Origin of the sequence: Ramlibacter sp. WS9, from assembly GCF_003797765.1 — a bacterium.
Lineage (GTDB): Bacteria > Pseudomonadota > Gammaproteobacteria > Burkholderiales > Burkholderiaceae_C > Ramlibacter.
Genome location: NZ_RKMB01000023.1, coordinates 79,152 through 99,263, shown reverse-complemented (window position 1 = coordinate 99,263; position 20,112 = coordinate 79,152). Strand labels below are relative to the sequence as shown.

The 20,112-nt window shown below is 67.5% G+C and carries 19 protein-coding genes; 3 read left to right on the top strand and 16 right to left on the bottom strand.

The window, feature by feature from the left end; genetic code table 11:
• Positions 1 to 563: DUF4214 domain-containing protein (locus tag EEB15_RS25860; protein WP_141512840.1), on the bottom strand; the 563-nt coding region annotated here is incomplete at its 3' end.
• Positions 564 to 850: 287 nt separating this feature from the next.
• Here EEB15_RS25860 and EEB15_RS25855 point away from each other — a divergent pair.
• Positions 851 to 1,699, top strand: a complete 849-nt coding sequence (locus EEB15_RS25855) for a Fic family protein (protein WP_158290235.1) — start codon at positions 851 to 853, stop codon at positions 1,697 to 1,699.
• 9 nt (positions 1,700 to 1,708) lie between these two features.
• On the opposite strand, the gene EEB15_RS25850 is transcribed toward EEB15_RS25855, so the two are convergent.
• The 9 genes from EEB15_RS25850 to EEB15_RS25810 form a co-directional block, all read right to left on the bottom strand.
• Complete coding sequence (locus EEB15_RS25850; protein ID WP_141512838.1) at positions 1,709 to 2,845, bottom strand: MBL fold metallo-hydrolase; 1,137 nt, start codon at positions 2,843 to 2,845, stop codon at positions 1,709 to 1,711.
• 96 nt (positions 2,846 to 2,941) lie between these two features.
• A complete protein-coding gene (locus EEB15_RS25845; RefSeq protein WP_141512837.1) occupies positions 2,942 to 5,110 on the bottom strand; it encodes a hypothetical protein in 2,169 nt (722 codons plus the stop codon).
• Between the two features lie 49 nt (positions 5,111 to 5,159).
• Positions 5,160 to 6,119: a nitronate monooxygenase family protein gene (locus EEB15_RS25840; protein ID WP_141512836.1), complete on the bottom strand. Its 960-nt coding sequence runs from the start codon at positions 6,117 to 6,119 to the stop codon at positions 5,160 to 5,162.
• A 16-nt stretch (positions 6,120 to 6,135) separates the two neighbouring features.
• Entirely contained in the window at positions 6,136 to 7,338 is a 1,203-nt protein-coding gene (locus tag EEB15_RS25835; RefSeq protein WP_141512835.1) for an ABC transporter substrate-binding protein, read from the bottom strand.
• A complete protein-coding gene (locus EEB15_RS25830; RefSeq protein WP_141512834.1) occupies positions 7,335 to 8,285 on the bottom strand; it encodes a branched-chain amino acid ABC transporter permease in 951 nt (316 codons plus the stop codon). The genes EEB15_RS25835 and EEB15_RS25830 overlap by 4 nt, the downstream gene beginning before the upstream one ends.
• Before the next feature lie 2 nt (positions 8,286 to 8,287).
• Positions 8,288 to 9,157: a branched-chain amino acid ABC transporter permease gene (locus EEB15_RS25825; protein WP_141512833.1), complete on the bottom strand. Its 870-nt coding sequence runs from the start codon at positions 9,155 to 9,157 to the stop codon at positions 8,288 to 8,290.
• On the bottom strand, positions 9,154 to 9,879 hold the full coding sequence (locus tag EEB15_RS25820) for an ABC transporter ATP-binding protein (protein ID WP_141512832.1): 726 nt from the start codon (positions 9,877 to 9,879) through the stop codon (positions 9,154 to 9,156). The genes EEB15_RS25825 and EEB15_RS25820 overlap by 4 nt, the downstream gene beginning before the upstream one ends.
• A complete protein-coding gene (locus EEB15_RS25815) occupies positions 9,876 to 10,676 on the bottom strand; it encodes an ABC transporter ATP-binding protein (RefSeq protein ID WP_141512831.1) in 801 nt (266 codons plus the stop codon). Before EEB15_RS25815 ends, EEB15_RS25820 begins: the two co-directional genes overlap by 4 nt.
• A 10-nt stretch (positions 10,677 to 10,686) precedes the next feature.
• Positions 10,687 to 12,189 carry an AMP-binding protein gene (locus EEB15_RS25810; protein WP_141512830.1) on the bottom strand — a complete coding sequence of 501 codons (1,503 nt, stop codon included), beginning with the start codon at positions 12,187 to 12,189 and terminating at the stop codon, positions 10,687 to 10,689.
• Positions 12,190 to 12,331: 142 nt separating this feature from the next.
• Here EEB15_RS25810 and EEB15_RS25805 point away from each other — a divergent pair, with 142 nt between their 5' ends.
• Entirely contained in the window at positions 12,332 to 13,372 is a 1,041-nt protein-coding gene (locus EEB15_RS25805; protein WP_158290234.1) for a helix-turn-helix domain-containing protein, read from the top strand.
• On the top strand, positions 13,369 to 13,629 hold the full coding sequence (locus EEB15_RS33810) for a hypothetical protein (protein WP_158290233.1): 261 nt from the start codon (positions 13,369 to 13,371) through the stop codon (positions 13,627 to 13,629). The genes EEB15_RS25805 and EEB15_RS33810 overlap by 4 nt, the downstream gene beginning before the upstream one ends.
• Positions 13,630 to 13,881: 252 nt before the next feature.
• Here the strand turns inward: EEB15_RS33810 and EEB15_RS25800 are convergent, their stop codons facing one another.
• Genes EEB15_RS25800 through EEB15_RS25775 form a run of 6 tightly spaced genes read right to left on the bottom strand, consistent with a single transcriptional unit; the run spans position 13,882 to position 20,090 of the window.
• Positions 13,882 to 15,342: an amidohydrolase family protein gene (locus tag EEB15_RS25800; RefSeq protein ID WP_141512828.1), complete on the bottom strand. Its 1,461-nt coding sequence runs from the start codon at positions 15,340 to 15,342 to the stop codon at positions 13,882 to 13,884.
• Positions 15,339 to 16,250, bottom strand: a complete 912-nt coding sequence (locus tag EEB15_RS25795) for a MurR/RpiR family transcriptional regulator (protein WP_141512827.1) — start codon at positions 16,248 to 16,250, stop codon at positions 15,339 to 15,341. The genes EEB15_RS25800 and EEB15_RS25795 overlap by 4 nt, the downstream gene beginning before the upstream one ends.
• A gap of 17 nt (positions 16,251 to 16,267) precedes the next feature.
• Positions 16,268 to 17,245 carry an ABC transporter ATP-binding protein gene (locus tag EEB15_RS25790; RefSeq protein WP_141512826.1) on the bottom strand — a complete coding sequence of 326 codons (978 nt, stop codon included), beginning with the start codon at positions 17,243 to 17,245 and terminating at the stop codon, positions 16,268 to 16,270.
• Entirely contained in the window at positions 17,242 to 18,267 is a 1,026-nt protein-coding gene (locus EEB15_RS25785) for an ABC transporter ATP-binding protein (protein WP_141512825.1), read from the bottom strand. The genes EEB15_RS25790 and EEB15_RS25785 overlap by 4 nt, the downstream gene beginning before the upstream one ends.
• A complete protein-coding gene (locus EEB15_RS25780; RefSeq protein WP_141512824.1) occupies positions 18,264 to 19,103 on the bottom strand; it encodes an ABC transporter permease in 840 nt (279 codons plus the stop codon). Before EEB15_RS25780 ends, EEB15_RS25785 begins: the two co-directional genes overlap by 4 nt.
• A gap of 45 nt (positions 19,104 to 19,148) precedes the next feature.
• A complete protein-coding gene (locus EEB15_RS25775) occupies positions 19,149 to 20,090 on the bottom strand; it encodes an ABC transporter permease (RefSeq protein ID WP_141512823.1) in 942 nt (313 codons plus the stop codon).
• Positions 20,091 to 20,112: the final 22 nt, after the last annotated feature.

The window sequence follows — 20,112 nt, the reverse complement described above, 5'->3', positions numbered from 1 at the left end:
GGCGCGGGCGCGGGGGGCGGCGGCGGCGGTGGCGCCGGCGGCAGGCCGGTCGCCAGGTCGACCTGCGCCAGGAGGATGGCCATCGCCGCAGCCAGGCTTTCCGGGGAAGCATCCACCGTCTCGACGAAGGCGCGCGCCAGCGCGGCCGAGTGGTCGCCCGCAAAGCCGGCGATCTCGCGGTTGGTGTCCAACTGCTCCAGGAAGGCCGTGGTCAGTGCCAGCTTGTTCTGCACGGCCGTGATGTCGGAGTTCTGCGCGCTCTGCAGAATCGCCAGGGCAACATACTCTGAGGTGACGCGGCCGGTGGCGAGCGCGTCCAGCCAGAAGGCCATGCCCCCCGCCTCAGCGTCCCGGTTGAACAGGTTCTGGTAGATCGCGTTGATCTGATCGGCGCCGGCGGAGTTGTGATACAGGGTCGTGGACTCCGGCGAAGCGTAGAACCAGTGGACCACGTCGCCAAATGGCCAGTCGCCGTTCAGATAGAAGTTCAAGCCCGGAACGTCCGGCGGACGGCCCACATAAGCAAGGTAAAGCTCGACCAGCTGGGCGCGGTTGACGGACATGGGGGCTTTCGGCAAGTGAGAGGACGCCGCGCGAGGCAGCTGATCGAAGAACCTCTCAGGGGTAAAACATCTCCCGGGCGAGAGACTTGGAAAGTGTAAACGAACGTTACTTCGACATTGGAGCGGGTTGGGCCCTATGGACAGCGGTGTGCAAGCTGTCGGCTGCTTTGCGGCAGCTCGGCCAGTCCGTGACAAGAAAGGCGGCCAAGCATCGTCATGTGACGAGAAGGAAAAAACTCCTTAGCATTCAACATTCTTCAGGTTCTTTTTCCTTGTCATCTATGCCCATGGTTAGCTTGCCGGAGCGCTACGTGTTCAAGGAAGAACTGCTCGACGCTCAACCTAACATCGATCCGCAGACGGCCCTGCGGTGCGAAGGCATTCAGGCCATTGCGACACCCGTGGACAAACGCTTCCGCACGATGTTCCTCGTGGATTTTTCCTGGGGCTCATCGCTTCTCGAAGGCGGCAGCTATTCCGCTTTGGACACGGAGGCGCTGATTCGCTACGGCCAGAAGAACAAGGACAAGCCGACCGCGGACGCGCTGCTCGTGCTCGATCACAAGACGGCCGCCGAGTACCTCTGGACGCACCGTGAACTCACTCGGGACAACGTCTGCGCCATGCACGCCCTGGTGACGCACGATCACGGCCTGGCCGAAGTGGCCGAGTCGGAGCATTTTCTTCCCGAGCACCAGCGCGGCAAGCCTCGGCACGCGCTCGAGCAGATCATTGCGCAGGCGCGCAGCCTGCGTCCGGTGGAGGCTGCGCTGTATTTGATGACGCGCATTCCCTACGTGCAGGTCTTCGCCAACGGCAACAAGCGCGCTTCACGCCTGGCGGCGAACGCGGCGCTGCTGGCGGGCGGCATGCTGCCGTTTTCGTTCGCGGATGTCGACAAGTCGGAATACATTCGCGGCATGGCGGCGTTCTATGAATTGGGCAGCACACACGTCATCGAACAGACGTTCATCCAGGGCTACGCGCGCTCGGTCGTCCGCGGGAGCGACATTCCCGTTCGCATGAGGACGCACGGCTTCGACATCGATGCCGTCGCGCGAGAGCTGGTCGATTTCATCAACACCGGCCGTGAGCCCGCGGACAAGCGGGCGCTGTTGTTCCTGCGCGGCGCCTGACGCCGGCGGTTACCGCACGGACTCCCACCACCGCGTCGACGCGAACGGGCGGTCTGCATCGACGACCTCGCCCAAACGCGGCGTGACCAGTTCAACGCCCACGCGCGTGGCTTCCGCCGCCGCTCGCCGGATCGGTTCATCCCAATCGTGATACGCCAGGTTGAAGGTCGACCAGTGGACGGGAAACATGCGTTTGGCGCGCACGTCTCGGTGCACCTGCACAGCCTGCTCGGGTGTCATGTGGATGTCGGTCCAGGCCTGGCCCGGCCCGTAGGCGCCGATCTTGACGAAGGCCATGTCGAACGGGCCCAGGCGCGCGCCGATGTCCTGGAACAGCTTGCCGTAGCCCGTGTCGCCGCTGTAGAAGAAGCGGTGCTGCGGCCCGATCACCGACCAGCTTGACCAGAGCGTGGTGCTGCGGTTGTTCAAGCCGCGGCCGGAGTAGTGTCGCGTGGGCGTGCACACGATGCGCACGCTGCCGACCGAACGCTCCTGCCACCATTCCAGCTCCTCGATCTGTGCGGCGGGCACGCCCCATCGTTCCAGGTGCGCGCCGATGCCCAGCGGCACGTAGAACTTCGAGCCACGCTGCGCGAGGTGGCGCACCGTGTCCATGTCGAGGTGGTCGTAGTGGTCATGCGAGATGAGCACGGCGTCGATGCGGGGCAGGTCGGCCAGTGCGATCGGCGGCGCATGGAAACGCCCCGGGCCGACCGGCAGGGGCGAAACGCGCTCGGCGAACACCGGGTCCATCAGGATGCGCATTCCGTCGATCTCCACATACGTGCTGGCGTGGCCGATCCAGAATGCGCGCAGGCCGCTCGCCGGCGGAGCGGCCGCCAGCGCCGCCTTGTCCACGACTTGCACCGGCACAGGCTTCGGCGGCACGCGCACCTCGTCGCCGGACATCTGGCGCATGGTGTAGTCGACCAATGAAGTGTCGCTCGGGGCTTCGGGCTCCAGGTTGACGAAGCGGCCGCCCTTGTACTGCGGATTGGCGACTGCGCGTTCAAGTCGCGCGCCGGCCATGGGCGCACCGAACTGCGGTTGAGACAACACCACCCATGTCCCGGCAACGAGCACTGCCGCAAGCACGGCGAGCGTCATGATCGTGCGCACCAGCCAGCGTGGAAGCTTGGTTGTCATGGATCTTTCCGTGGTGATGGGGAGCGTCCACGGCAGTGTGCATGGTTGCACGCACGAGTTCAACCCGCACGCGCTGAAAGGCGGCCGATACCCAAGTCAGGGAATGAAGTTCAGTCCCTCAGGCAACGGTCCCACCAAAGGCGTCTCGAACAATCCCGCCGCGCCGTCCGGGTCGATCGTCAGCGTGCCGCCACTCGACAGGAACTCGCCGATCTGTCGCTGCGCAGCGATGGCGTGCGGCCGGTTCGCCGGATTGGTGACGCCCGTCGTGAAGCCATGCGGGTCCTTCGGAAGGGCTGGGTTCGCGGCATAGGCGAGGTCGTTGCGGAAGTACGTGACGCGATCCGCGAAGTCGCCGGCCCGAACGATGAGGCTCGAAGTCGGGTTGGGCATCGTCTTGTCGCCCTTGGCTATCTGGAAGATGATGGGTTTGGCGGAGTGGCCGGGCAGCGGACGCTTGCGGATCAGCGGCGCATAGGCCGCGGCCGCGCCCGCCTGTTGCGCCCATTCGGCGCGCTCGAAAGCGCTGGCGATGGCCAATGCGCCGGGCACGCTCTTGACCAGCGGCGGCTCGTTGCGCAGCGGCATGTTCTCGTCGAACTGCAGGTTGAGCGGCGCCGGCACGCCGGGCAGCGGCGGGAGGTTGATGAGCGACGGCGTGCGGCCCGCGAGGCTGGTCGAGCGCAGGATGCGAAGCGATCCGAGCCGGGTCGCCTCCACCAGGTTGCCGCCGCCCACGACCGGGACACCTGCGACAAGGGAGCGCTCCACGCCGAGCAGCATGGTGCCGTAAACCCCGCCGAACGAGTGTCCGCTGTAGCTGACGCGCTTGCCGTCGAAATCCACGGCGCCGTCACCGTCGATGTCCACGCCGGCCTCGAACTGGCGCACCAGCTGCATCAGGTCGACGACGGTCTGACGCAGCGTGTCGCGCGCGCCGATCAGGCCGTAAGGCGCGGGTGCCGTGCTGCCCTCGGTGGCCGCGATCGTGCCGTCGCCATTGACGTCGATGCCGCGCCCGTTCGCGGCAAGCGTGAGCGTCGCGCCATGGGCAAGCGTCGCCTGCAGGCTGCCCTGCGTGCCGCCGCCGTGGCCCATCACGTGGATCGAAGCCGTGGCCAGGCCATATGAAGCCAACACTGATGCCACCGACCAGGGCGCGCCGAACAGGCTGTCGCTGAAGCCATGGCCGAAGACGACCACGGGCCAGCCGCCCGCTGGCTTGGCGCCGGTTGGCACGAAGACCTGCATCAGCAGCTTGTTTTCGCCGCGCTGCTGCGGCGCGCCGGTGGCCGTGCCCATCGGCGGAATCTGCAAGGTGTTCGTGAGGTAGTTGGGCGAGTTGAAGTAGCCGTAGCCCACGCGCGCCACGCTGCCGGGCACGACTTGCAGCGATGCCAGCGGCTGCTCGATGTCGTTGAACTGCGTTGTGCCCACCTGGCGGCGGAACAGCATGCGCGACACATCGGCCACGTCCATCAACGCGCGCGCCGGTGCGCCGTCACGCGTCGCCACCATGAAGTCAACCGACGCCGGCGTGCGCGCCTTCACCTGGCCCGCCATCTGCGCGAGCTCCGAGGTCGCGCTCTGCGTGGTGAACAGGCTCGCGGCCACCGGGGACGCGGCACCGGGCGGCAACAGGGCCAGCGCCCGGCGCAACTCGTCGCGGTAAGTCCCCGCCTCGGCTTCGCGGCCCACGGGCAGGCTTGTCGTCACCTCCAGCCAGTCGCCGCCGCCCAGGCGCCGGCCCTGCGCGTCGCGCACACGGTCGGTCACCACCAGCAGGTAGCGCGCATGTTCCAGCAGCAGCTCATCGCTCTTGAACGAGAGCGTGCGCGACGGCGCATCCCATGCGATCTGGTTGATGCCCACGCGGGCACCCGCACGCGGCTCGCCGGCCGAGCCGACGTGCAGCAGGTACACGCTCTCGCTCGTCACCGTCGCCGGGTCGATGTCGCCGGTGAAGGGCACGGTGAAGCGCGGCGTCACCGAAAATCCGTCCAGCGTGTTGAGCATCGTGATGTCGTCGCAGTCGCTCACGCGAATCACGCAGTCCGGCTTCGGGAGGGCGATGCGACGCCCGGAGAGCTGCGCCGCATCGGCCACGGTATAGCGGTCGCTGGGGAAGGGCGCGGCGTCGGGGTTGCTCGCCGAGAACTGCACGCTGACGTTGCTGGTGGCATCGCCCGAGCCGCACGAGCTCAGTGCGGCGGTGGTGGCAAGCAGCATGCAGCGCGTCAAGGCGCGACGGTGGGTGAACAGCATCGGGTATGTCTCCTCTCGTTGTGGTTTGTTTTGCTCGTGCGTCGATGTGTCAAGCGGGCAGTGCCGCCTCGGACAGGCGGCGCAGTGCCGTCCTGTATTCACGTGTGAGGCGGGCGACCAGTTCCGAGGTGGGCTGCACCTCGGTCACGGCCGCGATGCCCTGGCCGCAGCCCCAGATGTCTTTCCAGGGTTTCACGCGGTCGCTGCCGAAGTTCATCTGGCTTGCATCGCTGGCCGGCAGCGCGTCGGGGTCGAGCCCGGCCGCCACGACGGAGCCGCGCAGGTAATTGCCGTGCACGCCGGTGAACAGGTTCGAATAGACGATGTCGTGGCTGCTGCTCTCGACGATCATCCGCTTGTAGGCCGCGTCGGCGCGCGCCTCTTCGGTGGCGATGAAGGCCGAGCCGATGTAGCCGAAGTCCGCTCCGGTGGCGAGCGCGGCCAGCACCGCATCGCCCGTCGCGATGGCGCCGCTCAGCGCGAGCGGCCCTTTGAACCAGCGGCGGATTTCGTGCACCAGCGCGAACGGGCTCGTGGTTCCCGCGTGGCCGCCCGCACCGGCCGCCACCGCCACCAGACCATCCGCGCCTTTCTCCACGGCCTTGCGCGCGAACTTGTCGTCGATCACGTCGTGCAGCACGACGCCGCCCCAGGCGTGCACGGCGGAATTGATCTCGGGGCGCGCCCCCAGCGAGGTGATCACGATGGGCACCTTGTAGCGCGCGCACACCTCCATGTCGTGCTCCAGCCGGGTGTTGCTCCGGTGCACGATCTGGTTGATGGCGAACGGCGCGGCAGGCGCTTCGGGGTGCCGCCGGTCGTGCGCGGCCAACTCTTCGGTAATCTCGGCCAGCCACTGGTCCAGCAGCTCGGGCGGCCGCGCATTGAGCGCAGGCATGGAGCCGACGATGCCGGCCTTGCACTGCGCGATCACGAGTTGCGGCGTGCTGATGATGAAGAGCGGTGCGGCGATGACGGGCAGCCGCAGCTTGCGGAACGCAGGATGCATGGTCTTGAAGAAAGGTTCAGAAAATCGAAACGAAGCCGCCGAGGCGGTTCCAGCGTTTGCCGTCGAACTGCACGGGCTGTAGCGACTTGATCAGGCGGTAGTCGTCGGGGCTGCTGCTCACCACCACCCCCGGCAGGAACATGGGCAGTTGCACGGCCTTGATGGACGCGGCTTGCTTGAGCACGTTCTCGCGCGTGAGGTTGTCGCCGCTCGCGCGCAGGATGTCCGCCATCAGCTTCGCGCTGGAGTACGCGTAGACGTGCGAGCCCAGCCGCAGGTCGGCTTCGGGCCGGTACTTCTTCATGAAGGCCAGCCACTCGCGGAAGGCGGGGTCGTTTTCCCACTGCGGATCGTTCGGGTCCTTGGAATACGCGGTGGAGATCACGCCGATCGCCTTCTCGGGGCCGGCGGGGTTGAATACTGCGCCGATCAGTGCGGCGCCCTGCGCCAGGTAGTGCGTGGGTTTCCAACCGGTGTCATGGAGCTTGCGCAGCGTCTGGATCGCGGCCTTGGCGGTGCTGAAACTCACCAGCACATCGGCGCCGGATCCCTTCAGCTGCACGATCTGCGAGTCCACCGTCGGGTCAGTCACTTCGTAAGACGCTTCCGAAACGATCATGGCCTTCGCCTTGGCGCCCAGGCCTTCCTTGAAGCCCTTGAGGTAGTCGCGGCCGTAGTCGTCGTTCTGGTACAGCACGGCGATCTTCGCGTTGGGGCGCTGCTCCAGAATCTGCCGCGCGTACACGCGCGCCTCGGACGGATAGTCCGGGTAGAAGCTCATGCTCCAGGGGTTGCCCTTGGCATCGTTCCACTTCGAAGCGCCGGTGAGCAGCAGCAGGTGCGGCACCTTCTTCGCGTTGAGGTAGCGGTGAACCGCGGTGTTGGTGGCGGTGCCGAACATGCCGTACAGCAGCAGCACCTGTTCCTGTTCCACCAGCTTGCGCACACCCTCCACCGTCTTCGGCGGCGAGTAGGCGTCGTCCAGGCTGATGAAGTTGATCTTGCGGCCGTTCACGCCGCCCTGGTCGTTGACCATGCGGAAGTACGCTGCCTGTGTCTTGCCGACTTCGCCGTAGATCGAAGCAGCGCCGCTGTAGGGCATGGTCTGCCCGATGCGGATCTCGCTGTCGGTCGCGCCCGGGTCGTACTTCTTCTGCGCCGCGGCAGTGCCGCAGGCCAGCGCCAGCGACGCGGCCAGGCTGATGATCATCGCTTTCATGCTTGTCTCCTTCTGTTGAACCAGGTTTGCAGGCGGGCGGCGCCACCGGCCACGCCGGTCGGCCACACCAGCATGAGGGCGAGCAGGATGGCTCCGTACACCGCCCAGGGCGCGGCCTTCGACACCTGTTCGGCCACCTGAGGCACGAACTGGATGAAGAGGGCGCCGTAGAGCGCGCCCGACAGCGAGCCGAGCCCCCCGACCACCGCGCCGACGAGCAGCGTGATCGACAGGAAGACCGAGAAGCTGTCCGGCGCGACGAACTGCACGACGATGGCCGAGAGCGCGCCGCCCACGCTCGTGTACATCGCGGAGATGCCGAAGGTGAGCGTCTTGACCCGGGCGTTGTCCACGCCCATGGCCTGCGCCGCGATCGGGTGGTCACGCACCGCGATGAGGCTCAGGCCCACGCCGCCGCGCAACAGGTTGCGCGCCGCGATAAACAGCGCCAGCGCCACCGCCAGGCTGAAGTAATAGAGCCATTGGTCCGGGTCCAGCGGCAGGCCGAAGGGCGCGTCGGGCTTCATCAGCACCAGGCCCTGCGAGCCGCCGGTCCATGCTTCGAAGCCCTTGTACTTGAGTAGCTGCGGCGTCGCGACGCCGAGCGCGAAAGTGGCGAGCGCGAGGTAGACGCCATCGAGCTTCAATGCCGGCAGGCCGAACAGATAGCCGACGACGCCGCCGGCGAGTGCGGCGGCAGGCAGCGTCGCCCAATACGGCCAGCCCGCTTGCTCCATCAACATGGCGGCGACGTAGGCACCGAGTGCGAAGAACGCGCCGTGGCCCAGCGAGATCTGGCCGTTGTAGCCGGTCAGCAGGTTCAGGCCCAACAGGGCCAGCGCATAGGCGATGACCATGGTCGCCTGGAACACGGCATAACTTGGCAGCACGAGCGGCAGCACGCAAGCGGTGGCCAGCAGTCCGATGAAGAACAGGTTCTTTTGCATCGTCAAACCCTCACCACGATGGCCTTGCCGAACAGGCCGGTGGGCTTGGCCACCAGCACGACGATGATCAGCACCAGGGCGACCGAGAGCTTGAGTTCGGCGCCGACGACGTAGGTGCCCAGCAGGTTCTCGAGCACGCCGACGATGAAGCCGCCGGCCACCGCGCCGGGCGCGCTGCCGATGCCGCCCAGCACCGCGGCCGCGAAGGCATACAGCAGCACGCCGGACATCATGTGCACGTCGAGGAAGACGACGGGCGCGATCATCATTCCGGCCACCGCGCCGATCGCGCCCGCCAGGCCCCAGCCCAGGGCCAGCATGCGGTTGACGCGAACACCGACCAGCCGGCTGGACGTCGGGTTCTCCGCCGTCGCCCGCATCTGCAGGCCGAGCGGCGAGTAGCGGAAGAACACGTACATCAGCGCCAGCATCAGCAGGGTGATGCCAATGGCGCCGAGCTGGTGCGGGGACAGCAGGCCACCGGCCACCGCGGCTTCGGCGAACGGGCTCGGGAACGCGCGAATCGTGTACCCGAACAGCCAGCCCGCCAGGCTGTGCAAGATGACCAGCAGGGCCACGAACACGACGACGATCGCCAGCACGGGCGCGTTGCGAAGGCGGCGCACCAGCAGCGCCTCGATCGCCGCGCCCATGGCGAACGCGACCACGACCGTCGTGAAGAAGGCCGCCCAATACGGCCAGCCGGCCTGGATCAGCGTCGACGCGATGAAGGTCGAGAACATCGCCATCTCGCCCTGCGCGAAGTTCACGTGGTGCGTGCTGCGGTAGATCATCACCAGCGCGAGCGCGAGGCTGGCATAGATGCCGCCGGTGGCGAGGCCCGCCATCAGCTGCGCGAAGAACGCATTCATACCTTTGCTCCTCCGAGGTAGGCCGCGCGAACGGCCTCGTTGCTGCGTATCGACGCGGACGGCCCCGAAAGCGCGATGCGGCCGGTCTCCAGCAGGTAGGCCGTGTCGGCCAGCTCGAGCGCGAGCGAGGCGTTCTGTTCCACCAGCAGGATCGCCACCTGCTGTTCTTCGCGAACGCGCCGCATGATGCGGAAGATGTCCTGCACCACTTTCGGCGCCAGGCCGAAGGAGGGTTCATCCATCAACAGCAGGCGGGGGCGCAGCATCAGCGCGCGCGCGATGGCCAGCATCTGCTGCTCGCCGCCGGAGAGGGTTCCCGCCTGCTGGTGGCGGCGCTCTTTCAGCCGTGGGAAGTATTCGTAGAAGCGCTCGAAGTCCGCGCGCACGCCTGCCTTGTCGCGGCGCGTGCAGGCGCCCATGCGCAGGTTCTCTTCGGTGGTGAGGCCGGTGAAAGTGCCGCGCCCGTCGGGCACATGCGCGACGCCGAGCCGCACGATTTCCTCCGTCGCCATGCCGTCGATGCGCTGGCCGGCCAGCGTGACGTGGCCCTGGCGGCGGATCAGGCCGCACAGCGCGCGCAGCGTCGTGGTCTTGCCCGCGCCGTTGGCGCCGAGCAGTGCCGTGACGGAGCCCGCGGCCACCTGCAGGTCGATGCCGAACAGCACGCGGGAAGCGCCATAGCCCGCTTCGAGTCCGCGTACGTCGAGCAGTACTTCACTCATGCAGGCTCTCCCAAATATGCTTTGACGAGTTCAGGATCGCGCTGCACTTCGGCGGGCAGGCCTTCGGCGATCTTGCGGCCGAAGTTCAGGGCGACGATCTTGTCGGAGAGGGACATCACCAGGCCCATGTGGTGTTCCACCAGCAGCACAGTGAGCGCGAAGCGCTGGCGAATGTCGCGGATGAGCGATCCGAGCTGGTCGACCTCGTGGTGATTGAGGCCGCAGGCCGGCTCGTCCAACAGCAGCAGCCGCGGCGATGCGGCCAACGCACGCGCGAGTTCGACGCGCTTTTGCGTGCCGAAAGGCAGCTCCGACACCGGCAGCTGTTGCACGTCGCCCAGCTGCAGAAGTGCGACGAGTTCATCGACGCGCCGGGCCTGCTCGGCCTCCGCGCGCGCCACCGACGGCAGCCGCAGCGCGTGCGCGAGGAAGCCGCTGCGCTGTCGGCAGGTGGTGCCCACGGCGATGTTCTGCCGCACCGTCAGCGTTTTGAAGAGCGCGATGTTCTGGAAGGTGCGGCCTATGCCCAGCCCCGCCATCTTGTGCTGCGGCAGAGTGCCGAGTGCGCGCCCGTCGAACAGGATTTCGCCCGCGTGATGGGAATACAGCCGCGACAGGCAATTGAACAACGTGGTCTTGCCCGCGCCGTTCGGCCCGATCAGTCCGCAGATCTCGCCGGGCGCGACATCGAACGACACGCCGTCGAGCGCCACCACACCACCGAAGCGCAGCGTGACTTCACGCACTTCGAGCAAGGGCGCGGGCCTCGGCCGGCCGCCGGAAATGCCGTGTCTCATCGCCGCGCCTTCATCCGCGCACCTGCTGGCGCAGCACGCTTTTGAGCACCTTGCCCGCGCCCGACATCGGCAGTTCGGGCACGAAGCTGAAGGCGCGCGGGCACTTGTAGCCGGCCAGCCGGGTGCGGCACCAGTCGGTCAACGCGTCGCCGGCCGCCGGCACGCCGGGTCGCAGCACCACCACCGCATGCACGGCCTCGCCCCAGCGCGGGTCCGGCACGCCGACCACGGCCGCCTGCGCCACCGCGGGGTGGCCGCGCAGCACGGTTTCCACCTCACCGCTGTACACGTTCTCGCCGCCGCTGATGATCATGTCCTTGATGCGGTCGACGATGAAGAGGTGGCCGCTTTCGTCCATGCGGCCGGCATCGCCCGTGCGCAGCCACCCGTCGCGGAACGCCGCCCGCGTCGTGTCCGGCTGACGCCAATAGCCCTGCATCACCATCGGGCCGCGTAAGGCGATTTCGCCCACGCCGCCGCGTGGCAGCTCGCGGCCTTCCTCGTCGGTGATGCGAATCTCGGCCCCCAGGCCGGCGCGGCCCACCGAATTCACCAGGCCGCTGGCGCGAGCGCCTGCACGGTGGTTGGCGGGAGGATTCATGCACACCGCGCCTGCGGTTTCTGTCATGCCGTAGGCCTGAAAGAACTCGGCTTGAGGCAATGCAACCAGTGCCTGCTCCAGCAGGTCCGGCGGCATCGGTGCCGCGCCGAACGCGACGCGCGTCAACCCCCGGACTCGCTCCGACCGGAACTCGGGCGCATCCAGCAGCGACTGCAGCATCGTGGGCACCACGACGATGTCGCTCACGCCATCGTGCTCGATGGCGTCCAACACGCGATCAGGCTGGAAGCGGGCGAGCGTCATGCACGTGCCGCCCACGACGAGCTGGCCAATCAGCCGGCTGAGCCCGGCGACGTGGAACAACGGCGCCACCAGCAGTGCCACCGAATCCGGTGAGTTGGGCAGCTCCGCGCCGCGCGCCAGGCAGGACGCCCACAAGTTGGCGTGCGACAGCATCACACCCTTGGCGCGGCCGGTTGTGCCGCCCGTGTAGAGCAGCGCGGCCAGCGAGTCGCCTCCAGTGCGCGTGTCCTCGACCTCGGCGTGCTCGCGCGCTTGCGCGGCGAACGTCTCCAAGGCGACTACGGGCGCTTCGATCTTGGGGACCATGTGTGCGAGCGATTCATCGGCCAACAGCAGAGCCGCGCCGCTGTCGGCGAAGGCGTCGGCCAACTCGACCACGCTCCAGCGGATGTTCAGCGGGCAGGCCACGGCGCCAAGCCACCAGCACGCCAGCAACGCTTCGACGAAGTGATCGGTGTTGGGCGCAAGCAGCGCCACGCGGTCGCCCGCTTGAACGCCATGGGCGGCCAGTGCGGCGGCCTGCCGCGCCACGGTGGACGCGAGCTCGGCAAAAGTCTGCTGCCGGCGGGCGTGTCCGCTGAGATGGACCAGGGCTTGCTTGCCCGAATGGCGCTGCAGGGAACGGTGCAGCCCTTGGGTGAGATACATGGGGTTGTTTCCAAAAACAACCCAAGGATTGCGCGGCAACGCGCCCGCCGCTATCGGAATGGTGCACGATGACGGTTTTGGTGCATCGAGAATGGGCGTTTCTGCCATTGCAGGGCGACGGCAGCGGGCCGACAGTGAGTGCATGTGCGTGCCCACCCTGCCTTCCCAGATCGAATTCGGCGGCCACCGGATCGCCGGGCTTCGCCTGGCGGACTGCCTGGACGTCGATCAGTCCAACGAGCTTTCAGCCCGGCTGTTCGGCTCCGCGCGCATGCGCCGGTTGCGCGCCGCCGGCTCTTTTCATTTCACGCACGACCACGTGCCGTTCGGCCCGGTGTCCTTCGACCGCATGAGCTGGGGCGCGCATACATCCCTGGTGCCCAGGACGGAATCGCTGTCGGGCTACTACCTCGTCACCTTGCCCATCCAGGGCGCGGCGCGGGTGCGGCAGGATTCGCATGTGCATCCACTGACGCGAGGCGCCGGTGGCGTGTTCAATCCCTTGCGCAGTTTCGAGATCGAAGCCTTTGAAGGTTTCGACCAGCTGCTGGTGCGCGTCGACGCCGCTTTCCTGGCGCGCGCGTGGCAGGGAATTTCCGGCCGGCCGCTCACCGCGCCCCTGTTCTTCGAGCACGCCATGCCGGAGTCGCCCGCGCTCGCGGCCAGCTGGATGTCGCTGGTGACGTTGGGCGAAAGCGTGGCCAGGCTGCCGTTGGGCAGCGCGGCGCGCGAGTATGCGCAGTCGGCATTGGCGGCCAGTGTGGCCTCCGTCCTGCTCACACAGCATGACCACAACCACCGCTTCCTGCTCCAAGGCGAAGTCAATACAGCCGCGCCCCGTGTGGTGCGGCTCGCCGAGGAGTTCATGCTGCAGCGGTTGCGCGAGCCGGTCAGCGTGGACGAGGTCTGCACCGCCAGCGGCGTGTCACGCCGCTCGCTGTTCGCCGCATTCCAGGCGCACCATGCGGCGGGCCCCATCGCCTGGCTGCGCCAGCGCCGCCTGGACGCGGCCCGGGAATCGCTGGAGAAGCCCGCACGCGGCGACTTGCGCGTGGCCGACGTGGCCCTGGAGTTCGGCTTTCCCCATGTGGGCGAATTCGCAGCCGCTTATGGGCGCGCCTTCGGTGAAACGCCTTCGGTGACGTTGCGGCGGGGCCGGCCTCCGCGAGCCCGGAGCGGATGAGCGCAGGCGGCGCCGAGGTCGAGCATTGCGGGCTTGACGCGCAATCCATGAATTCACTTTTTGTGTTCTTGGGCCGCCGGGCGAAGCTGTGCGTGGGCGGGCTGCGGCGCGATGGCTACGGCGTTCGGCATCGCTCGCTTCGCGAGTCTCCTGCCGAATCCCTTGCGCCGGGAGACCCCGCGACCCGCGCGAAAAAACTCCCTGCGCTGCGCTCCGGTCAAACAGTTTTCGCGAGCATGAAACGGTCGCACGGCTGAAGCCGTGCTGGGTCGCGTGGTCCCCCGCCGCAAGCGCCTGTGCTTTATTCGCGCCACAGCCCGCCCACGCACAGCTTCGCAGAGACACTGTTGGCGCGCCCCCGGGGGCGTGCCGGCGCTTCCGCAGTCCGCTCGGACATCGGTGCACCACCGCAGGCACGCCGCGGCCCGGCCATGCACGGTGTTGCCGCGAGGTCAAAGAGCGCCGCTCTCTCAGAAGGGCGGCGCCAAAGAGATCCGCAGCACTGGACACTAACTCCTTGCCCCCTGCCGCCGCAGCAATCGCCCCGCGTGGCTGCGCGTCGCCCTACCCGAGTCGATGCCCAGCACACCGTTCACAAAAACCATCTCGACCCCTTCGGACTGGGCGAGGGGGTTTTCGTAGGTCGCGACATCGCGGATGCGCAGCGGGTCGAACACCGTCACATCGGCAAACCAGTTCGCGCGAATCTGCCCGCGCTGGTGCAAGCGAAAGTTGCGCGCCGACAAACCCGTCATCTTGTGGACGGCGAGTTCCATCGTGAACAGCTGCTGCTCCCGCCAGTAGCGCGCCAGCACGCGCGGGAAAGCGCCCCACAGGCGCGGGTGCGGGTGCCTGTCGTGCGGCAGGCCGTCGGAGCCGATCATGCTGAACGGGTGGCTGACGACGCGCCGCACGTCGTCCTCGTGCATCTGGAAGTAGCAGGCGCCGCCCGGCTTGAGCCGGATGCAGGCTTCCTTCTGCGTCACGCCCCACTCCGCGGCGATCGACGCCAGCATGCGCCCCGTCATTTCGGGAAAAGGCGCCGACCAGCTCACCATCACGTCAATGATCTCGTCCACCAGGTCTTCGCGCAGCACCGTGGAGCCGGCGACGTACGGGTACACGTCCATCGAGATGGCCTGCCGCTCGGCCAGTTTTTCGATGAGGGGCAAGGTCTCGGCGGTGCGGCCCCAGTTGGCGGGGCCGGCGCACTTGTGGTGCGAGATGATCAGTGGCACCCCGGCGTCGAAGGCACAGTCGCTCGCCTCGTGCATGGCTTCGAGGATCGTCGCCATCTCCGATCGCATGTGGGTCGCGTACACGCCGCCATGCCGGGCCACCACGCGTGCGAGTTGCGTCACTTCGTCGGCCGGCGCGGGCATGGCTTCGGCGTAGAACAGGCCGGACGACATGCCGATGGCGCCTTGCGCCATGCATTCGTCGAGCAGCTTGCACATCGCCTCGAGTTCGGCAGGTGATGCAGGGCGCGTGAGGTCGCCCATGCAGGCGTAGCGCAGTGTGGTGTGGCCGATCAAGGGCGCGACGTTGACCGCGGGCTCGGCCTCGGCCAGCGCCTTTGCATACGCGTCGATGGTCGGGTACTTGAAGGAATTGCCAAGCAGCGTCAGTGCCCCCTGCGGTTCATCCACCACGAAAGGCGCGACCGACAGCCCGCAGTTGCCGGTGACGACCGTCGTCACGCCTTGCGAGAGCTTGGGGAACATGCCAGGCGCGTTGAGGACGATCGCGTCGTCGTGCGTGTGCACGTCGATGAAGCCCGGCGCGATCGCGAGGCCCGCGCAATCACGCACGTCGATGTCGGCGAGGGTAAGGCCCGCCGGCAACTGGTGGCGCAGGCCCGGTCCGACGGCCGCGATCCTGTCGCCGGTGATCAGCACGTCCTGTTCTGTCGCCGGGTCGCCGGTACCATCGACCACGAGCCCGTTCTCCAGCAAGGTCGCGCGCGTCATGGCGTGCTTCCGTTGGTGCCGTTGGCCGGCTCTTCCCAATCGATCCGCGCGTGGTGCTGAATGTCGTGACCCCGCGTCTCGAGCGTGCGCTGGATGTTCGCGAGACGGTCGATCGCCTTGTCGCCCAGGCGTTGCGCCACGAGCACGGTGAGAATCTCGATGACCGTCAGGTGCGCGAGATAAGCCTCGGGGCCGACGGGCATCACCGGGTCGGGCGCGACTTCCACGGCGAGCACGATGTCCGACAGTTCGGCCAGCTTGCTGCCGGGTTGCGTGAGCCCGATGATGGTCGCGCCTTGCGAGCGGGCCACATCCACGGCTTCCAGCAACGAAGGCATGCCGCCGACGTAGGTGATCGCCATCACGACGCCTTGCGGGCCAATCGTGGCCGCCGAGATCAACTGCAGGTGCGGATCCAGGTAGCTGCTGGTCGCGAGCCCGAGCCGGTAGAGGCGCGCCTGCAGGTCCGACGCCATGAAGTTCGAGGTGACGCCGACGCCGTAGCAGTCCACGCGCGTGGCCGTCGCGATGGCGTTGGCCGCGCGCTCCACCGCGCCGGCATCCAGCTGCGCCTGCACGCTGTTGATCACCGTGGCCGCGCCGCGCGTCACCTTGGCAATCACCTGCCGCGTGTCGTCGTCGATGCGCACGCGCCGGTTCAGCGGCGAGCCGCCCACCGCCAGTTCCTGCGCCAGCGCCAGCTTGAATTCGCGCAGCCCCGGAAAGCCCAGGTCGCGGCAGGTGCGCATGATCGTGGGCACCGAGCTGTTGGCGCGCTGGGCCAGCGTCTCGAAGGTTTCGTCGAGCACGCGCTGCGGGTCTTCCAGGATCAGCGCCAGCACCGCGCGGCGGGCGGCGGGGGCGCGGTCGATGATCGCGGCAATTTTTTCGAGGACGCGGGGGACCATGGTTGTACTTCCGGATGTCATGGGGGCGCCAATGAGGGAATGTCGTCGCGGATGCAGGCCTTGAAGCGCCCGCCGCCCATCGCGCGAGGCTCCGGCCGCGTCTGGGCGCAGGCGTCGATCGCATAAGGGCAACGCGTGCGGAACACGCAACCCGAAGGCGGATTCACCGGGCTCGGGATGTCGCCCTTCAGCGGGATGTGAATTGTCTTGACCTGCGGGTCGGGCGTCGGCGACGCGGCGAGCAGCGCCTGGGTGTAGGGATGCAGCGGCCGCGCGAACAGGTCTTGCGTGGGCGCCACTTCCATCACGCGGCCGAGGTAGAGCACCACGACGCGATCGCACAGGTACTCGACCACATCCAGGTCGTGCGAGATGAACAGCATGGTGAGCGACAGCCGGTCGCGCAGGTCGCACAGCAGGTTGACCACCTGCGCCTGGATCGACACGTCGAGCGCCGACAGCGGCTCGTCGGCGACGATGAATTCGGGCTCCACCGACAGCGCCCTGGCGACGCCGATGCGCTGGCGCTGGCCACCCGAGAATTCATGCGGAAAGCGCGCGCCATGCTCGGGCTGCAGCCCCACCAGGCGCAACAGCTCGGCGATGCGATCGGCGGTGGCGGCCTTCCCCTTGACCAGCGAATGGGTGTGCAGCGCTTCGCCCAGGATGTCGCGCACGCGCATCTTCGGATTCAGGCTGGCATACGGGTCCTGGAAGATGATCTGCAACTTGCTGCGCAAGAACCGCATGCGGCTGTCCGAGGCACTGCCGAGGTCCTCGCCACGGTATTTCACGCTGCCGGCGGTGCTTTCGACCAGGCGCAGCAGCGCCCGCCCGATGGTGCTCTTGCCCGAACCCGACTCGCCGACCAGGCCCAGCGTCTCGCCGCTGTGGATTTCGAACGAGACGTCGTCCACCGCGCGCACCGGGCGCGATGCCGGCCCGAAGAACTTCTGCAGGTTGCGCACCTCGATCAGCGGCGTCGCGCCGTTCATGCGTCCTCCCCGATCCTGGCCACGGCCGGGACGATGCAGCGCATCCCCCGCCCGGCTTCGTCGACGACCAACGCGGGCATCGCGTCCTTGCAGGCTCCGATGGCCCGGTCGCAACGCGGCTCGAAGGCGCAGCCCGGCGGCGGGGCGAGCGGGCTGGACACCTGGCCCCGAATGGCATACAGCCGCCGCTTGCCGGATGCCGCGCCCGCCGCTTTGCCGCGCTGGTGCCCCGGCAGGCAGGCCAGCAGCCCCTGGGTGTAGGGATGCTGCGGCCGCGCGAACAGGTCTTCGACCGGCGCTGCTTCCACGACGCGGCCCGCATACATCACGGCCACATCGTCGGCGTGATGCGCAACCACGCCCAGGTTGTGCGTGATGAACAGGATGCTCATGCCGGTTTCGGCCTGCAGACTGCGCATCAGCGCGAGGATCTGCGCCTGGATCGTCACGTCCAGCGCAGTGGTCGGTTCGTCGGCGATCAGCAGCGCCGGGTCGCAGGCCATTGCGAGCGCGATCATCACGCGCTGCCGCATGCCGCCGGACAGTTGGTGCGGGTACTCGTGCAGCCGCTGCGGCGCGGCGGGAATCTCCACCAGTTCCAGCAAGCGCAGCGCCTGCGCCAGCGCCGCCGCGCCGTCCATGCCCTTGTGCAGGCGCAGCGACTCCGCGATCTGCTCGCCGATGCGCAGCACCGGGTTCAGGCTGGTCATCGGCTCCTGGAAGATCATCGCTACTTCATTGCCGCGAACACGGCGCATCTGCGCCTCGGGCAGTTGCAGCAAGTCGACCGTCTCGCCGGCGCGATTGACGAACAGCGCCTGGCCATCGACGCGCGTCGCCGCGGTGCGCGGCAACAGGCGCATGAGCGTGAGGCTGGTGACCGATTTGCCCGAGCCCGATTCGCCCACCAGCGCCGTGGTCCGGCCGCTGCGGATCGAAAAGTCGACGTCGGCGACAGCACGAACCACACCTTCCTCGGTTTCGAACGAGGTGCTGAGGTTGCGCACTTCAAGTCGATTCATAAAGACTTCCGCAAACGCGGATCGAGCAGGTCGCGGATGCCGTCGCCTACGAGTTGCAACGACAGGGCCGTGGCGATGATCGCCAAACCCGGGAACAACACGATCCACAACGCCTGGTGCGCGTACTGTTGGCTGCCCGCGACCATCGTTCCCCAGGTCGGAATCTCCGGCGGCACGCCCACGCCGAGGAACGACAGCGCAGCTTCGGCCAGGATGGCATACGCGAAGATGAACGACGCCTGCACCAGGACGGGCGACATGAGGTTGGGCAGCACGTGGCGCCACAGAATCCGGAACTGCGAGATGCCTATCGCGCGCGCCGCCTCCACGAACAGCAACTCGCGCACGACGAGCGTCGAGGCGCGCACGACACGCGCCACGCGTGGCGTGTAGACCAGCACCAGAGCCAGCACGACGTTCAGCATCGACGGCCCGAGGATGCCCACCAGCGCGATTGCCAGCAGGATGTCGGGGAACGACATCATCGCGTCCACCACGCGCATCACCGGCGCGTCCAGGGCGCGGAAGAATCCCGCGATCAAACCGAACAGCGTGCCGATCACCATGGCGCCGATGGCCGTCAACAGGGCGATGGTCAGCGAATAGCGTCCGCCGAATGCAATCCGCGTGAACAGGTCCCGGCCCAGTTCGTCGGTGCCCAGGATGTGGACGGATGAGGGGCTGGAAAGCCGCTGGCTCACGGCCGTCTCGTTCGGGTCGAACCCACTCAGCACGCCCGCGAAAACCGACACGAGCACGACCAGAACGAGCGCGATGGTCGCGCCCATGACGATGCGGCGCCGGAACAGCTTTTGCAGGATAAGGGGAAGCTGCATGTCAGGGCATGCCCTTTCCAACACCGCAGGCGCTTCGGGGGTGGGTCATATTTTCACCCGTGGATCGAGCACCGTGTAGAGCAGGTCGATCAGGAAATTGATGACGACGTAGATCGCCGCCACGACCAGCAGCGCACCCTGAATGACCGGGTAGTCGCGCCGGATCACGGCACTCACGACAAGGTTGCCGACACCCGGCAGGCCGAACACGGTCTCGGTGACCACCGCGCCGCCGATGAGGAGCGCCACGGTCAACCCGATCACCGTGACAATGGGCACCAGCGCATTGCGCAGCGCGTGCTTGAGCACCACCACGTCTTCGCCGAGACCTTTGGCGCGCGCCGTCCGCACGTAGTCTTCGCCCAGCACGTCCAGCATCGACGCGCGCGTGAAGCGGATGATCAGCGCCGAATTCAGCAAGCCCAGCACGGCGGCGGGCAGCACCAGGCACCAGACGCGCGCGGCCAGCGAGGCGCCCGGCCCGCCATAGCCCGAGACCGGAAACCAGCCGAGCGACACCGCGAAGATCTGCATCAGCACCAGGCCGAGCCAGAAGCTCGGGATGCTGGCGCCGAGCATCGCGAAGCCGGTGAACACCTGGTCGATCATCTTGCCGCGGTACACGGCCGACACGATGCCGCAGGGCACGCCGATCAAGGTGGCGATGGTGATCGCCAGCAGCGACAGCAACGCCGTGGGCTCCGCGCGCTCCCACAACGCCTGCGTCACCGGTCGCTGCAGGAAGATCGATTCGCCCAGGTTGCCGTGCGCCAGCTGGTTCAGCCACAACGCGAATTGCACGGGCAAGGGCTTGTCCAGGCCATAGACCTTCTGCACGCGTGCGATGTCTTCCGCCGTGGCCTGGTCGCCCAGCAGAACAGCGATCGGATCGCCCGACGCCGCGCGCGTGAGGATGAACACCAGCACCGCCACGATGGCCATCACCACCAGCATGCCGCCGAGGCGGGACAACAGGTAACGCGTCATTCGGGCGGCGCTTTCGCGGGGC

Excerpts from the sequence above, each read along its gene's own strand:
- EEB15_RS25855 (WP_158290235.1), top strand. The coding sequence starts at position 851 with ATGGTTAGCTTGCCGGAGCGCTACGTGTTCAAGGAAGAACTGCTCGAC.
- EEB15_RS25845 (WP_141512837.1), bottom strand. The coding sequence starts at position 5,110 with ATGCTGTTCACCCACCGTCGCGCCTTGACGCGCTGCATGCTGCTTGCC.
- EEB15_RS25775 (WP_141512823.1), bottom strand. The coding sequence starts at position 20,090 with ATGACGCGTTACCTGTTGTCCCGCCTCGGCGGCATGCTGGTGGTGATG.
- EEB15_RS25820 (WP_141512832.1), bottom strand. The coding sequence starts at position 9,879 with ATGAGTGAAGTACTGCTCGACGTACGCGGACTCGAAGCGGGCTATGGC.
- EEB15_RS25790 (WP_141512826.1), bottom strand. The coding sequence starts at position 17,245 with ATGAACGGCGCGACGCCGCTGATCGAGGTGCGCAACCTGCAGAAGTTC.
- EEB15_RS25825 (WP_141512833.1), bottom strand. The coding sequence starts at position 9,157 with ATGAATGCGTTCTTCGCGCAGCTGATGGCGGGCCTCGCCACCGGCGGC.
- EEB15_RS25835 (WP_141512835.1), bottom strand. The coding sequence starts at position 7,338 with ATGAAAGCGATGATCATCAGCCTGGCCGCGTCGCTGGCGCTGGCCTGC.
- EEB15_RS25850 (WP_141512838.1), bottom strand. The coding sequence starts at position 2,845 with ATGACAACCAAGCTTCCACGCTGGCTGGTGCGCACGATCATGACGCTC.
- EEB15_RS25840 (WP_141512836.1), bottom strand. The coding sequence starts at position 6,119 with ATGCATCCTGCGTTCCGCAAGCTGCGGCTGCCCGTCATCGCCGCACCG.
- EEB15_RS25795 (WP_141512827.1), bottom strand. The coding sequence starts at position 16,250 with ATGGTCCCCCGCGTCCTCGAAAAAATTGCCGCGATCATCGACCGCGCC.
- EEB15_RS33810 (WP_158290233.1), top strand. The coding sequence starts at position 13,369 with ATGAGCGCAGGCGGCGCCGAGGTCGAGCATTGCGGGCTTGACGCGCAA.
- EEB15_RS25780 (WP_141512824.1), bottom strand. The coding sequence starts at position 19,103 with ATGCAGCTTCCCCTTATCCTGCAAAAGCTGTTCCGGCGCCGCATCGTC.
- EEB15_RS25785 (WP_141512825.1), bottom strand. The coding sequence starts at position 18,267 with ATGAATCGACTTGAAGTGCGCAACCTCAGCACCTCGTTCGAAACCGAG.
- EEB15_RS25815 (WP_141512831.1), bottom strand. The coding sequence starts at position 10,676 with ATGAGACACGGCATTTCCGGCGGCCGGCCGAGGCCCGCGCCCTTGCTC.
- EEB15_RS25805 (WP_158290234.1), top strand. The coding sequence starts at position 12,332 with ATGTGCGTGCCCACCCTGCCTTCCCAGATCGAATTCGGCGGCCACCGG.
- EEB15_RS25810 (WP_141512830.1), bottom strand. The coding sequence starts at position 12,189 with ATGTATCTCACCCAAGGGCTGCACCGTTCCCTGCAGCGCCATTCGGGC.
- EEB15_RS25800 (WP_141512828.1), bottom strand. The coding sequence starts at position 15,342 with ATGACGCGCGCGACCTTGCTGGAGAACGGGCTCGTGGTCGATGGTACC.
- EEB15_RS25830 (WP_141512834.1), bottom strand. The coding sequence starts at position 8,285 with ATGCAAAAGAACCTGTTCTTCATCGGACTGCTGGCCACCGCTTGCGTG.